Source organism: Sphingobacterium detergens (assembly GCF_003610355.1).
Lineage (GTDB): Bacteria > Bacteroidota > Bacteroidia > Sphingobacteriales > Sphingobacteriaceae > Sphingobacterium > Sphingobacterium detergens.
Map to the genome: position 1 here is coordinate 2,292,477 of NZ_RAPY01000001.1, position 13,579 is coordinate 2,306,055.

Here is a 13,579-nt window from a genome sequence, read left to right on the forward strand (position 1 = left end):
CTATCCAACCTCATCCGAGGCCCAAAGAACAGACTGTTTTTATAAAAATCACTAGAACTAGTGATTGACCACCATCCAATTTTATACTATCTTGAAACTAATTAGCCGACACGATATTACGCCATACCATAGGCCAGCAGATGGCACTTGGAGTTATTGATTTCAATTGTCATTAATCCAATGAAATGATGTTAACCATAATAAACGGATCCATATGAAAAGACAACTCCTATTAACCGCATTGGCACTGAGCTTTACCGCTCCTGTCCTGGGCCAAGTTGCCACAAAAGTTTTCACATTGGACTTGGGCAGTCCTTCCCGAAATTCGCTTACGAGCAGCGACACTTTAGCCAAACAAGATAAACAGCGTGGTGACACTACAGCCAAGCCAGATAAACGCGGCCATCGTCCTTCAACCAGACTGGATATACGGAGCCGTGAGCCCTTAGCCTTCAATCTGATTAACGCAAATCCCTACAAGTATACCTATGTAATCAATCACAGATTGGTCAATCTCTTTGAAAACAGCGGTCCCAATCCATTGGACAGTATCGGAAAAATCCTCAGTGGCAAAGCTGTCCCAGTCCCGCCAAAAGATACACAAGCCGCTATCACTGATCAACAAATCAAGGAAACGGAGGCGAAAATCGACAGCGTAAACAATGAAATCAAAGAGCTTTTAGGGCAAAAGTCAGCCGATACGAAAAATAAAGATGCGCAAAACAAAAATCTTATTATAGATATGCAGATCATGCAAAAGAAGCTTCAAATTGACTCATTGATTGCAGATCGTGATAAATTAAAAAAACAATTGGAAGCTATTTATCTATCGCGTTCGGCTTATTCCACCACTTTTGTCAATACGGTTAAATTCAATAATTTTTTGGGTACAACGCGGCTTGGCACGGCAAAAAAAGAAAGCGATGATATCGAAAATATTAAAACAGCGATCAGCATACTCAGCCAAAAGTTCAATGACCTGGACCTGGAGCTGAACAAATATATAGGGAAGATCGCTGCCGAAGATTTTCTTCAAGCGGATAGCTTTTCAACTAAGAGAAGCGATTTTTTGACCGCCTTTGCATCGGTGATCAGCAGCAGCCAAGAAATCAGCAATGAAGCCAACCAGTTTGACGAAACCAAGAAAATCTATGGAGAAACGCTTAAAAATATCCAGCCCGTTTCGGACAAGATCAAAGAAAAGGTAAACGAAATGCAGCAGCTTAAACTTCACAACTACCTGCTGCCCGTGGATATCAACGGCAAAAATATCGATGCCGTCGAAGTGACCGTGGAGCGTTATGCCCGTAATAAAGCTACCCCCTCCTTGGATAAATATACCTACAACATCTGGGTAAAAGGCGGCGTCAAAATTGACGTCAGCGCCGGTGTGTTTATTTCCTCATTAATGGACAAGGAGTATGAGATCAGAGGCACAGGCGCAAATCAAACCATTTGGGATAAGAAAAAAGGAAATTATGATTTTGGCTTTGGATCGACGGTCAATCTTTCCCTGCGCAGTGCGGATTGGGTGCGTCCAACATTGAGTCTGGGCGCGTTATTTACAACCAATCAAAAATTTCAGCTTTTGACCGGAATAGGTGTTATTTTAGGTAAGGAAGAGCGCATTATCCTTCAGGGCGGTCTGAGTATGGGCCGGACTTCCAGCATCATGGGCGATTACAAAACCGACGGTTCAGTCAGTTACGATCTGGGAACAAGCGGTACTGTCCCCACAAACGACAAATTTACTTTTGGCCATTTCTTTGGGATTTCCTATAATTTTGGAAAGGTCAACAAAGAAACCCCAGCCAAATAAGCAGATCGGAGAACCGCTTTTATCATCTGCTACAAAAATAACTTCCACTGTTCAGGTAACGGTGGAAGTTATAACAGCGTAAAGGTTGCCCACCTCGCCGATCAAGAACGCCAGGCCAGCAGATACGATCCACCCTGGAGGTGGTCAATTACTTCCTTGATATAAACAGGGCTTACCACAAAACAGCCCAGCGACCGCCCCGCATTTTTATCGGTAACATACTCGCCGGGATGCAGCACAATATATCGTTCACGTGTATTGCTATTGGTTTCCTGCAATCCATCCAGATAGAGCGAACGACCATTTTTGTCGCTGATATACGTTTTGCCTGTCTTAAAAATTCCCAGACAGGATTTATTGGAGCCAATTTCATTCGAAAATTCAGTCGCATATAGGTCACCCGAATTTTTAGCATGTGACACCATATAGCTTTTTACTTCCTTATTTTGAAGATCAAAAATAAACAATCGTTTTTCGGTGCGCGGTTTATTGTAATCCACAATCGCCCAATAGTTGGCCTTGCTTTTTGAATCAAAGTCAAATAGCGCCTGCAATTGATCCTTTTGTCCAATTTCTCCTGCTAGCGCCAATGCCTGCTGTTTTAACGGATCGCTTTGCGTTGTACCTAACTTTGGTAATACCCACATATTTTGAGGTTCAGCATCGAGGTAATGATCCACATAGGCTTGAATATCCTTTAACAGGTCATCACATCCTTTTTTTATCTGTAGGCCATCTTCGTGATCGCCGACATTGATGATCGGGTTCCAATGTCGGGCAGCACTACGCAATCCTACCGCAGTAAACTCGACCGAAAAGGCCGGACTCGTTTTGGACAAGTACTGAAACACCTTACCCTCCCCTTCGCCGTAGTTTTCCGCATCCTGCAGACTACACTGCGCACCTTTAGCAAACAGCGCAATGGTACCATCCTGCGACAATTGATATTTCTTGAAAATTTCCAGCATGAGTTTCCGGCCGGATGCCGAAACAGCTTCCAGAATATCATAACTGGTCTGAAAGAGTCCTGCCTCCGAGTTTTCGGCTGTCGGCACCTTTATCTTTGTCGGATCGCCCCATCCTTTGAGCTTACCGCGATCCCAGCCACAACAATGCTTTCCATTGCTTTCCATCAGCCCCAGACCGAAAAGCATCACAAACAATCCACGTAGGCGATCCTCCGCCGTGCCCAATTCATTTGCTGTCTCCTTGCTGATCAACTCCTTAAAACGCAAGAGCGCGTCTTTATCGCGCTTATCCCCTAGAGGCTTTGCCACCTCTTGTGCTACGCGATCTTCCTTTTTTAGCCCTTCGTATAGATTTGCGTAGAGCAATCCCATACCATAGTAAAAGCCGTATGGAGCCTGTCCCCGATTGCCATTCTCCCACCTTGTTTTTGAAATGCCCGTCCGGTCCACTAAGCTTGGGATCGCGACAAAGGGATCATCGCTGAGCTGTTTTTCCACCGTGAGGCCCAGCAGCTTCAATACTGCGGCGTCCAGTTGCCCATTTCCGTCCAGATTATGCGCCTCCCGAAAGGAACTGATGGCATTTTTGGTCTGGTTTCCATAGGCCCCATCAATATTGCCCAAACTGTAACCTAATTCGGTCAGTTTGATCTGGACAGCCTCTACATGTTGTCCTTTGTCTCCAAATGAAGGAATTATTGAAATTGTTTTCATAACACTGGTTTTAATATGCTTGACACAATTTATATATGGCTAATACCCCCAAGATCACAAACGATCTATCTGGTCCTATAAATTTACCAAATGCAATGGCACAAGAAAATAGCTAGTCCTAGTGATATTTTATAGAAACTAAATCCAGCCTTCCTCAATGGATTTTTTGATCAGTTGTAGTGGTGTTTTGACAGCCGCCTTTGCTAAAATATTTTTACGGTGAGAATTAATGGTATGGATGCTTAAGCACAGGAGCTTTGCAATCTCATTGCTATTCAACCCCTCGACAATGGCTTTTAGAATTTCCCTTTCCCGATCGGTAAAAAGTAACTTTTGGGCAAAAGTAATGGCCCCATCCTGAATATTGTAAAAAGACGGTTCACCATGCAGGCCGATAATCGAAAAATTGGGATGACTATTTTTTTGGATATGCGTAATATCGGTATGCACATGCAAGCTATGATAAATGTTTCGTTCTTCATGATTGACCACCACATACTGAATTAATAAACGGGCATAATGACCATCCTTTTTCCGGACCCTTAAATCATATTGTACCTTGTAATGACAGATTTTATCTACCGGGATCTGATTGAAAAAGTCAGTAACCTGACGTTCGAAAGTCAGAAAATAAGGCATATCCTGTGGATGTATGTGATCCATAAAAAAAGCCATGTTGATCTCTTTTGGCTCAAAGCCCAATACCGTCATCATTTCGGCGCTCGCTTCAGCAATGGTCCCGTGATAGATATCAAATAGCAAAAAATAATAATCACCGGCCTGAAAGATATTGAATAGCCGTCTATAGATTTCGAGCTGCTGATGAAGTTGCAGGGGATCGATTACTGCTGCTTTGTGGACAACAGACTTCCAATATTTTTGTACTTCAAGGTAGAAGTCCTCATTTTGTTCAGGTTTCATCAATCAGTCAATCAAAGGTTATTAAATGTTTATATCGCTATCTCAGGTTACGAGTTGAGCAGTATCTGGCAAAATCCCTTTTTTTGCTTTTTTGAAGCAGTCAAAGGTAATAATGAATCAGTCAAAATAATTTAACTAAAGCTCAACGTTTGGCTCTTCAAATATTGGTTTTTATAAGGACATTTTCAAGTTTCAATGCAATTTTCTTTGACATAAAATCAGAGCGGCAATTGATTAGCAGATAAAATACAAAAAGGCCAAATAATACTTGATTTTATTGTCTGCATAATCAATCAGCTTGAGCTTCAGCAGCGGCCATTGATCAATACTGTCTTTAATGATCTATTCTGTGCTTAAAATATAAAGCTGCCTGGTTTTCTCAAATTCAGATTTGGACATCATGATTTCGTACTTCATCTGCGCAGAAGCACCTCGTATACTTAGCAGCATAGCGGTAAAAATTAAAAAAGATTTCACTATTTTGTCTATTAGAATAAAAAGGAGACAACGATTGAATTGTCTCCTTAAATGCCAGTGAGCAGATCTGGAAGCGACCTCCTTAGGTTTCCTTACCAAGAACTTCTAGACCAACAGACGAGATCTGGTCCATCTCCAAAGCAGAAGCAGAACCAGGGCAAAGCCAACAAACCAAAAATACGTAGCAGATAGCATCTTGTTGATGCTGCGTTCCTGCTTGTTATCTTTTTGTTTTCCATGTTCGTTTTTTTCAGCCAAGTCCTGCATATGTTTGCTCCTACTTCTTCCCGATTCTTGCGCTATTAAGTTCCCAGCCTTTGCGAACAGTCCGCTATCTGCATGGAAGCGAAAAGCGCTGTCCGTCCAGAAATACCACAAGCGGGAAAGCGTATCCTGCCGGAAGGTATACAGCCGCTGACGCTGTTCGCTATGCTGCCAGTCCATTTCAAATTCTTCTCGTTTATCGCGCTTTTTATTTTCATATATCTTGCAGGAAGCTAGCGTAAACACGCCAATGAGTATAGACAAAATACGAGTTCTTTTTATTTCCATAGCCTCCCTCCCCTCAGTCCAGCCAATTTGAAAATGCATAGACCGTAGCCCGAGGCCGCCGCTTGGAGAGTACCCGATCCGCTACGTTTCCTTCAATCGTCAGCAGCCAGTTGCCTTCGATTTTCCGGACGATCCCCACATGGTTGATCCGTCCCAGCCTTTGGTTATAGATGGCAAATAGATCCGCCGGCCGGATGCTCCCCGCCCGGATCTGCTGACTGGTATAGCGCCGAGCTATGGGAAATAGCGCTGGACTCCAGGCATTGCGTGGTACCAAATGCCCAGCCTGACTGTAACACCATGATACAAAAGCCGCACACCAGGCGTGCCCTTTCCCAAGGTCTGTATAGGCCAGATATTCTTCCACTTTTGAGCCATCATTGCTGCCTGTCACTTCGCGGACACCGATCTCTCCTACGGCGATATCCACAATACGTTTGCGAAGAGCGACCATGCGATCCTGAGGTCCAGGTCTGGCCCCCATAGCCATAGACTTGGGCTGAACTTCTGCTATTTCTCGCTCTACAGCACGATAGCCAATACCGCCAAGAAAGAGAACAGTGATAAAAAGTACACCGTAAAATAAAGAATACATTGTTGCCATGATGTCAATTGATTAAAGTGATAACTAAGGTCTTGCCTAAAGAATTTAAAAGGCTGCCAAAGAATCTCTTGCAACCAGTAACAGCAGTAAATTGCGAGCAATCCTGCTAGAATACCAAATAACAGCACGGAGAGAATACCGATATCCAGTACGCCAGCTGTGGGATCTATTGCCTGAAGCAAAATTCCTGCTGAAATAAAAAATACGAGCAGACTGGCCAGCACTATTCCGAGCAGCTGCCTACTTGTTAAAGGCCAATAGATATCCTCGATACCAGTGACCATTTCGTTTTGTAATATTTTCATTTGTAATAAATTATTTAATAATCCAATGTATAGTACCTAAGCAAATAGCCCTAAGTATTGGCTATCAGAAAAATTAGCTTTGTCTCTATCATGTACAATCAAGTACAGATGTACGGGCAGCTCTTCCATTCCTTCTGGCAGCCGCAGCTGCAACTTGCCATCATACCTCAGGGCTGCTTCTTCATTGATCGCCGCCAGTTCATGCGCGATAGCGTAAGCACATAGGATGATCCCATCATCCCATTCATTGCGTTTCACTTTATCCGTTACCGGATTCCAGCTGAGCGCGATATCTGCTCCTATTCGCTCTAATGAATATACTTTCAACGCGGACTTCACGCCGGCACTCAGTTTCGCTTTGGCAGGGTCTACCTCAATATTGGGATAAGTACCGATCATGGCACTCTGCAATATGGCGGACATCGCCCGACCGATAGGCGTCTTTCTATTTTTACGTGATTTATAGCCCATCTGCACGATATAATTCACCGGATTCAGGAACTTTCTTGCTTTGGTGAATTTCATCCGAACCGTTTCAGTTCCATTAACCACAAAAGCTTTACTTTCTTTTTGTTTCGCTAGTATTTTCATTTTATTTAATATTAACTCCCGCATCTATGCGAGGGTAAACAATAATTATAAGATGACCGGCACCCTGTACCGGCCATCTCGTTAACTCACTAGACCAGGTCTAGTTCACCTAGATAGTTTGTCCGACTGATTCGCTTGTTCTTGCGATCAGCAAAGAAGAGCCAAAGCTGTCCTTTACCTCCGAGGAAGTGTTCTGGCAGCTCGATATCTACCGTCCCCAAGCCCCGAGTTGGAGGTTCGGGAGCTGTCAGGAATTCGTCCAGCTCCGGATGGTATAATAAGATGTAGACAAGGTCGTCCAATTGCCCGTTTTGAATGGCAATCGCCTTATTTGTCCAACTGATCATCAACATTCCGGTGGCTACCTCTGCCTTTACTGTACCGCCGGGTTGCAAACTCCCCTGGGAAATTTGTACCTTAGCATAGTCAAGCACAAAGTTGGGGTATGTACCCACCACAGCAGTCTTGATATTGGCCTGCAGCGCCGCATTTGTTGGCGTCATCGTATTCGCATTGATCTGCGAAAAGCCTACCTGCACAAAGGGCGCGATAGGCATAATAAATTTGGCAATGGTGTAGAACCGAGCCTGCTGAATCAGTTGCTCCTCAGTCGCAGGCTTGTTGCTCTTTTTTGAAAGCCCACGGATGTAATCAATGCTTTTCCAGCTGGCCCCTATTACTGATCCAGCCTTACCACTGAATCCACCATTTGCACCTTTTCTAATTGTTCCCATGTTATTATTTTTTTAAAGTTTAAAACATGTAAAAACTTGATTTTTACCGGTATATCATGCTTTACAGCAACAAACATAAAATCGATAATTGGCAATTTCAAGGCAGAAAATCGGATAGTCCGGTCGCTGTCCTAGCCCTAGTTTTCCTAGGATTTACAGGGCATACAATTGTCCGTTCGCTGTCCCTGCCAAAAAGGTCTCTGTAACCAGGCCAATCCGCTATTGCCGCGATATTGCTTCAATCCTGCGTCGTGCCCTATCCGTACCTGATTCGGCATTTATTAACTGTTTCTCTACTTATTATCTACTGTTTTCCTACTCTTTTGGTAGGGAATTAGTGGAGGATATGTAGCGGAATATAGCAGTGAATGCGAACATGGTATGAAGCCGTAGCGAAGAAGCCTTGAATAAGGGACGGGAAATTGAAAGGAGAAAGCTTTGCTATCTAAAAAAAACGAAATCAAACGAAAGAAGAAAAGTGTTCGGATTTTGGGAAAATTAATCCGCGAGGTGGTGGTATTTCTTTTTGAAGGCTACCATATCCGTATGTAAAAAATACTTGCCGGTATGGTCTTTTTTGAATGGAAGTATCAAGCCCTGTTTTTCACAGCGGTAGAGTGTTTTTGAAACAATGCCTACGTAGCGGCATACTTCTTTGCTATGCACCAGTTCCAGCGGAGGATCGGGCAGTTTTCGGAGAATCAACGCTTTGATCTGCTCGGAAGAATCGGTGATCTTGTCAACAAGATACCTGAATGCGTCGTGCAAACAGGGCTGGCGACATTCTTTTGGCTTAGCAGAAATGTCAAAACAGCCCTCACAATGTAAATATTTATTCATAGACTGGAATTTAGGATCAATCGCCCTCCCCTTTCACAGTCGGAAAACCAATTGATCGGGTTTATAATAATTGAAGATTTTCATACCTACACCACTTACCCCATCCCATTATTCATGACTTTTAAGAATTTTATTTCGGTATTGCATAGCCTGTTCAGAAAGTAAATTGAGAAATTTACTTTTGAGCCGACTTGAGCTTTTGACCATCAGATTGGACCGTCTTAAAATTGCATGAAATACCCGCTCCAGAAAGGACAGGATTTCTGGATGGGTGGTGCTGACATTTTGCAGCATAAATAAGGTAAAAAATGCCTTTTTGGGCTTATTACCCGCTCCCATTAGTGTAATACCCTCGCGCATGACAGATTCAAAATCATAGAGTTCGATCCATGCTCCCTTTATTTTTTTACCTTCCAGAATGATGGGATTGAGGTATTTCACGAGCTCATCGACCTCAGCCAGCAACCCTTCAACAGTCTCTTGCTGTTCAAACTTACCATATACATAACACTCATCAATGAGCCGGAGCAGTTTTTCAAAAGTATGTCTATCCCATATTTCTTCACTGCCAATAGCAGCATAGCTTTCAAATATGGTACGAAAGCGTAATGACAAGTCAAAGTGCTTTACTTTTCTCAGAAACTCTTCAAAGGTGATTCTTTCATCCACAATATGATGATAGTACATAAAGATCTTAAAAAAAGCCAGTTGCTCAAAGCCCACCAGATGAAACAGTGGCACCTCGGAACATACCATTTTTATCCAGGGACTGTCCCTGCTGGCCAAGGTTTCCATTTCCTCGCAGAGGGCCTCGATATATTGCAGAAGGTCCGTAAATTCGAGGCGCAACAGTGGTATATAACTGGAGTCGATTGACAATACAGTCTGTGGTGCAAAACCCGATGATTTTTCAGGTCTGGCTTCTGCTGCTGCCTGCTGTTGCAATTGTCGTTCGATATCGTACATACGGACATCGAAATGGCGAGCAAGCCTATAAAACTCGGGACCAGTCAAATACGTCGTACCCCTTTGCCGATTGCGCAGCGAACGCTTTTCAATGCAAAGCAATTCCATCATTTCCGATGTCGTTCGATCAGGGTCTTTTATTTTTTCTTCGATAATCTGAAACAGGATAAGTTGTATATCAATATCAGGTTGCATAAACTGGATAACGCTAAAGTTAATTATTTAAAATAATAAACTTTAAATATAATACAAACCTTAATTGATTAAAAATAAAACTTTATATGATACAACTATTTTACCAAACGATTTATCTAACGGTAAAATTTTTACCAACAGGCAGCTAAAAGTAAAATTTTGATCTTTTGTTAATCCATTTTGAATCTACTTTTTATTTTTTCCACCAACCTAGGCTCGATCTGGTAATAGCTTTTCGGCTTATGCAGACAGCGGTAAGAATAAAGTTTATTTTGTACACTTTGTTTGGTGATCTTCTCAAACAGCTCTTCAAGCATTGGAGATATAATAATATAGAGCTTTTCTAGGTCAAATAACATAATATGGTCAGCACGAATATAAAGCGTCCTATTAATCTGTACAAAAATTCCTTCAAAGATGGTGTCAAGCGGCTCATCGTCCTTATTAAAAAAAGGGACGACATGCCCTTCGTTAATGATGACATAATCAAAACCTTCCCCATAAATAAACGCAAAGAAGTCCACATCTACTCCCTCCCTAGCTGGATCAGTAGATTTAACTTTGTCTGTATCAGCAAATGTATTGGCAAGTTTTTGTGCTTCGTCTATTAATTTCTTGTCTTCACGATCTTTTGATTTCATTTTTTTAGGTGTTTTTTTTGATTGGGCACTCAAAATTGCAAACATTCGTTTTCGGTATCCTCTGAAGTAGATCAATACAAAATAGCCAATTAGTATTGCGGATAAGTAATATTTTAAATCAGCCTGTTGATAAAAAGCCATGATTTCTGGTTCGACCCTAGAAATATACACTTCATCTAAAGCTTCCGCCAGTGCACTACTACTCCGTCTGTCACTAAAGAGGCCATATCCAAAGAATAAGTTAGAGAATGTATAAGGGACAATAGCCCATAATACGAGATCATTGGGCGGTTTATGTTTAAAATCTGCTTGTGCCATCATAACGACTATCCAAAACCAAAATCCATAAAAAATGGTTGCAAATGATAGAGACCAGCTTATCCGATCGACAATCATTTTATCATAAAGGGGCTCAGGTAAAGACCGGAGCGCAGGGATATAGGCCACAAAATTACAGCTAGCCACCACTAGAATACCGACAACAATGCAGATAAGATAATCATACCACCTGGGTTTACTTTTTGTTTCAATCATAATCGGTCAAATAATTGGCTGTAAATATATTATTTTAAACAGCTCCAACATAGGTAATATATTTACCTAAATGCTGGCTCTTTGGTAAAACAATTACCTTCCGAATGACCTACTAAGGGCCTAAATTTACTTTATTCGAAATTCATTTCCTGATGAATATCGAGAACATATATAAACCTTATGCGCAAACGGCCTACTACTGAGCATGCCATTGCCATATTATAACAACGAGTTGACTAAATGGGAACATACTATTCTGAAAAAGAAGCACTCCTGACATTTTATACCTATTGGGAAAAATTGCATCCGGAGCTCGAGGACTTCCATAAACGCTGGCTATTGAAAAATGGGGAGATTATACCGATGACAAGAGGTCAGATCCTATCGGAGACACCACATATGCAATCCACACTCTACATTGTATTGGTAGGTATATTGGCAAAAGAGCGTTATTGCCCTGATCGAGACGAACGACTGATCATGACCGTGGCCTTACCCCATATGGGATTCTTTACGACCATGCATTTTTTTAGCAAAAGTCCTGCTTTGGGGGATATTGTCTGTTTAAAATCGGGATTAGTCCTCAAGATTCCTTACAAAGCCATAGGCCCCTTTCGCAATCAAGAAAAGGCTATTGACACCTTGATTGATCTCTTGGTCAATAAGAAAAAATACCAGCTTGACCATCTCCGGGTAATGGATTCATTGCTTATATCCACAGACCGTTATTTCTATTTCGCGGATCACTTGCCGCAGCTCTGTCAAGCGCTTAGTCAGACCGAGCAGGCTCGACTATTACATATGTCGGTGCGATCTATTCGTCGAGCCAAGCAATTATATGTGCGACGGAGGTGATTATAGGTCATCTTATGTCCTCGTTTTGGCCAAAAATCCTGCAATATCTTTAAATTAACGAAAGAAGAAAAAATTGAAAGATCTAGGACATGGGGAAAAACAGAAAATGGTTTCGGTATAAATTTGCAGTATTTCCCCAAGGGGTACAGCCAAAATACAAAGCTGATTGCTAGCTCGAGGACCGAGGCAGCACAGCCGTTCCAATAATGGGGCGTGACCAATATGGAGTAAATTATGATATTTTTTAATCTTTAAAGAACGGAGTCCTTATGGCATGGTTTTCTTTTACAGGCTCGGATCCAGCTGATCCAGCCGACTACACATTATCAGGTTCACAACCATCATGTACCGGGACGCCACAACAACTGTGTGCGATCCAAGCTACTAATGACGGTGGTCACCCCGATTTGGATACAAATATCCTTTCGGAAATGGTGCAAGCACTGAACAATCAGGCAAACACGACTAATGTGAAATTAAAAGTTCGTCCCGCTTAATTAAGAGGATAGCAGCATAATGCTTATTATAGGAGGATCTGGCGCACCAGATCCTCCTTTTTATTATTAAATATTGATAGACTGAAAATTTCTGCAATCTATTTGCTTTCCTCTATGACCAATACATCCATTTCTTCCATACCAATTTCAGCTTTAATACCATAATAAACCAACTGGCCGTTTAATTGGTCAAGGGTGTCAAAGGGATTTAATTCTATTGTTCCTCTGTAATTCACCTTATCTTTAGCAGGCGGAAACTTTTCTGAATAATCCAAAGAAAGCACCAAGGCTTCACTTGTATTTATTCGGGTGATTTTCGGTGCCATTACCCTTGGGCCTTTTGCCGGTGAGCATGATTTGAGTACCAATGTCTTGATCTTACATTTTGTCTCGAAGACATTTATACCAAAGAAATTTCTAAAATCTTCCAAAATTACCCTCGCCTGAGCAGAGTCTGACCGTTTAAATTGATCGTACCGTTCATAGCAAAATCCATTATTAATGAGCCATGATTCAAAGCCCTTTCTCTCAAAATCGTCATAAATACCTGTGTCCTTAACATTTAATATTACTCTTTCTTTTCTGGGCATATAGATACTGGTATTAATCTTTGCTTTATTAGCAAGTGCCCTTAAGGAAGCCAATAATGAGTTATTATAGGATGAACTTTTATACTGCCCGGTTACGGTATCCTGCACAAATTCCCAAGCCTGAAAGGGAATACCATTTTGATACCCTGAAATCATTACACCAGCTTTTAATTTTTCAGCATTTAGATCTGTCTTATGGAAAAGATCAGCTTTCCCATAGTCATCTTTAAGGGGAAGATCAATTTTCCCTACATTATAGAGCTGCAATAGATTTTGTTGTGTGATAAATTCACTTGAAGTAATGGCCTGCACCTTACCTTTATATAAAAGCACTTCATGCGGCACTCCTTGATGCGGAAACAGTCCCTTTAAATAGCTGTCATTATAGATCACCGGAAGATTGACCTGATGTTCTTTTAGATAGCCATTCGTTGCAAATAATTTTTCCATCGTCTGTCTATCTTGCCAGGTCACAGTGATCACCTTTATTTTGTCACCATATTGCTCCTGCAGTTTCTGTAGCTTGGGCATGATCTTAATACAGCTTGCACAGAAGGAGTCAAAAAAATCAAGCAAGATAACTTTCTCCTCCAATTTTTTCCAGTCGATGGCTTTGCCATCACCTCGCATGGACAAGACAGCTTTTGGAGCAATGAAGGTATCACCTACTTTTAAACTTTTCGCCAAATCTGGTTTGAAGTTTGGCTGTGCGCCGAGGGAAACACAGCATAATAACAGTATAAATACTAAAATATTTTTGTTCGTTGTTTTCATGT

Annotated in this window: 14 protein-coding genes; 3 read left to right on the plus strand and 11 right to left on the minus strand. The window is 41.7% G+C overall.

Features of this window, described 5'->3' with window-relative positions; all coding sequences use genetic code 11:
- The first annotated feature begins 214 nt into the window (after nucleotides 1–214).
- Nucleotides 215–1,819 (plus strand): coiled-coil domain-containing protein, encoded by a 1,605-nt coding sequence (locus DFQ12_RS09830; RefSeq protein ID WP_120258749.1) that lies wholly within the window; start codon nucleotides 215–217, stop codon nucleotides 1,817–1,819.
- Between the two features lie 101 nt (nucleotides 1,820–1,920).
- Here the strand turns inward: DFQ12_RS09830 and DFQ12_RS09835 are convergent, their stop codons facing one another.
- The 10 genes from DFQ12_RS09835 to DFQ12_RS09880 all read right to left on the minus strand — a co-directional run bounded on the left by DFQ12_RS09835 (nucleotide 1,921) and on the right by DFQ12_RS09880 (nucleotide 10,861).
- Nucleotides 1,921–3,501 carry a murein L,D-transpeptidase catalytic domain-containing protein gene (locus tag DFQ12_RS09835; RefSeq protein ID WP_120258750.1) on the minus strand — a complete coding sequence of 527 codons (1,581 nt, stop codon included), beginning with the start codon at nucleotides 3,499–3,501 and terminating at the stop codon, nucleotides 1,921–1,923.
- A 138-nt stretch (nucleotides 3,502–3,639) separates the two neighbouring features.
- Entirely contained in the window at nucleotides 3,640–4,422 is a 783-nt protein-coding gene (locus DFQ12_RS09840) for a LuxR family transcriptional regulator (protein ID WP_208642497.1), read from the minus strand.
- Between the two features lie 582 nt (nucleotides 4,423–5,004).
- A complete protein-coding gene (locus DFQ12_RS09845; RefSeq protein WP_147420375.1) occupies nucleotides 5,005–5,427 on the minus strand; it encodes a hypothetical protein in 423 nt (140 codons plus the stop codon).
- A gap of 37 nt (nucleotides 5,428–5,464) precedes the next feature.
- A complete protein-coding gene (locus DFQ12_RS09850) occupies nucleotides 5,465–6,055 on the minus strand; it encodes a CHAP domain-containing protein (RefSeq protein WP_244211707.1) in 591 nt (196 codons plus the stop codon).
- Nucleotides 5,974–6,360, minus strand: coding sequence for a hypothetical protein (locus tag DFQ12_RS09855; RefSeq protein ID WP_120258752.1), 387 nt, complete (start codon nucleotides 6,358–6,360; stop codon nucleotides 5,974–5,976). The genes DFQ12_RS09850 and DFQ12_RS09855 overlap by 82 nt, the downstream gene beginning before the upstream one ends.
- A 36-nt stretch (nucleotides 6,361–6,396) precedes the next feature.
- Nucleotides 6,397–6,951 carry a DUF6266 family protein gene (locus DFQ12_RS09860; RefSeq protein WP_147420376.1) on the minus strand — a complete coding sequence of 185 codons (555 nt, stop codon included), beginning with the start codon at nucleotides 6,949–6,951 and terminating at the stop codon, nucleotides 6,397–6,399.
- An 89-nt stretch (nucleotides 6,952–7,040) separates the two neighbouring features.
- Nucleotides 7,041–7,685 (minus strand): DUF6266 family protein, encoded by a 645-nt coding sequence (locus tag DFQ12_RS09865; RefSeq protein ID WP_120258754.1) that lies wholly within the window; start codon nucleotides 7,683–7,685, stop codon nucleotides 7,041–7,043.
- 498 nt (nucleotides 7,686–8,183) lie between these two features.
- Nucleotides 8,184–8,525 (minus strand): hypothetical protein, encoded by a 342-nt coding sequence (locus DFQ12_RS09870; RefSeq protein WP_120258755.1) that lies wholly within the window; start codon nucleotides 8,523–8,525, stop codon nucleotides 8,184–8,186.
- Nucleotides 8,526–8,633: 108 nt separating this feature from the next.
- Nucleotides 8,634–9,686 (minus strand): hypothetical protein, encoded by a 1,053-nt coding sequence (locus DFQ12_RS09875; protein WP_120258756.1) that lies wholly within the window; start codon nucleotides 9,684–9,686, stop codon nucleotides 8,634–8,636.
- A gap of 170 nt (nucleotides 9,687–9,856) precedes the next feature.
- A complete protein-coding gene (locus DFQ12_RS09880; protein WP_120258757.1) occupies nucleotides 9,857–10,861 on the minus strand; it encodes a hypothetical protein in 1,005 nt (334 codons plus the stop codon).
- Nucleotides 10,862–11,101: 240 nt separating this feature from the next.
- Here DFQ12_RS09880 and DFQ12_RS09885 point away from each other — a divergent pair, with 240 nt between their 5' ends.
- The gene (locus DFQ12_RS09885; RefSeq protein WP_120258758.1) at nucleotides 11,102–11,716 is read left to right on the plus strand and encodes a cyclic nucleotide-binding domain-containing protein; all 615 of its coding nucleotides are present in this window, start codon (nucleotides 11,102–11,104) and stop codon (nucleotides 11,714–11,716) included.
- 269 nt (nucleotides 11,717–11,985) lie between these two features.
- Entirely contained in the window at nucleotides 11,986–12,213 is a 228-nt protein-coding gene (locus DFQ12_RS09890; RefSeq protein WP_120258759.1) for a hypothetical protein, read from the plus strand.
- Between the two features lie 98 nt (nucleotides 12,214–12,311).
- Here DFQ12_RS09890 and DFQ12_RS09895 read toward each other — a convergent pair whose 3' ends face one another.
- Nucleotides 12,312–13,577: a TlpA family protein disulfide reductase gene (locus DFQ12_RS09895; protein WP_120258760.1), complete on the minus strand. Its 1,266-nt coding sequence runs from the start codon at nucleotides 13,575–13,577 to the stop codon at nucleotides 12,312–12,314.
- Nucleotides 13,578–13,579: the final 2 nt, after the last annotated feature.

What these genes read in the sequence shown, in the direction of transcription:
- DFQ12_RS09830 (WP_120258749.1), top strand. Translation starts at nt 215, where the DNA reads ATGAAAAGACAACTCCTATTAACCGCATTGGCACTGAGCTTTACCGCT.
- DFQ12_RS09835 (WP_120258750.1), bottom strand. Translation starts at nt 3,501, where the DNA reads ATGAAAACAATTTCAATAATTCCTTCATTTGGAGACAAAGGACAACAT.
- DFQ12_RS09840 (WP_208642497.1), bottom strand. Translation starts at nt 4,422, where the DNA reads ATGAAACCTGAACAAAATGAGGACTTCTACCTTGAAGTACAAAAATAT.
- DFQ12_RS09850 (WP_244211707.1), bottom strand. Translation starts at nt 6,055, where the DNA reads ATGGCAACAATGTATTCTTTATTTTACGGTGTACTTTTTATCACTGTT.
- DFQ12_RS09855 (WP_120258752.1), bottom strand. Translation starts at nt 6,360, where the DNA reads ATGAAAATATTACAAAACGAAATGGTCACTGGTATCGAGGATATCTAT.
- DFQ12_RS09860 (WP_147420376.1), bottom strand. Translation starts at nt 6,951, where the DNA reads ATGAAAATACTAGCGAAACAAAAAGAAAGTAAAGCTTTTGTGGTTAAT.
- DFQ12_RS09865 (WP_120258754.1), bottom strand. Translation starts at nt 7,685, where the DNA reads ATGGGAACAATTAGAAAAGGTGCAAATGGTGGATTCAGTGGTAAGGCT.
- DFQ12_RS09870 (WP_120258755.1), bottom strand. Translation starts at nt 8,525, where the DNA reads ATGAATAAATATTTACATTGTGAGGGCTGTTTTGACATTTCTGCTAAG.
- DFQ12_RS09875 (WP_120258756.1), bottom strand. Translation starts at nt 9,686, where the DNA reads ATGCAACCTGATATTGATATACAACTTATCCTGTTTCAGATTATCGAA.
- DFQ12_RS09880 (WP_120258757.1), bottom strand. Translation starts at nt 10,861, where the DNA reads ATGATTGAAACAAAAAGTAAACCCAGGTGGTATGATTATCTTATCTGC.
- DFQ12_RS09885 (WP_120258758.1), top strand. Translation starts at nt 11,102, where the DNA reads ATGGGAACATACTATTCTGAAAAAGAAGCACTCCTGACATTTTATACC.
- DFQ12_RS09890 (WP_120258759.1), top strand. Translation starts at nt 11,986, where the DNA reads ATGGCATGGTTTTCTTTTACAGGCTCGGATCCAGCTGATCCAGCCGAC.
- DFQ12_RS09895 (WP_120258760.1), bottom strand. Translation starts at nt 13,577, where the DNA reads ATGAAAACAACGAACAAAAATATTTTAGTATTTATACTGTTATTATGC.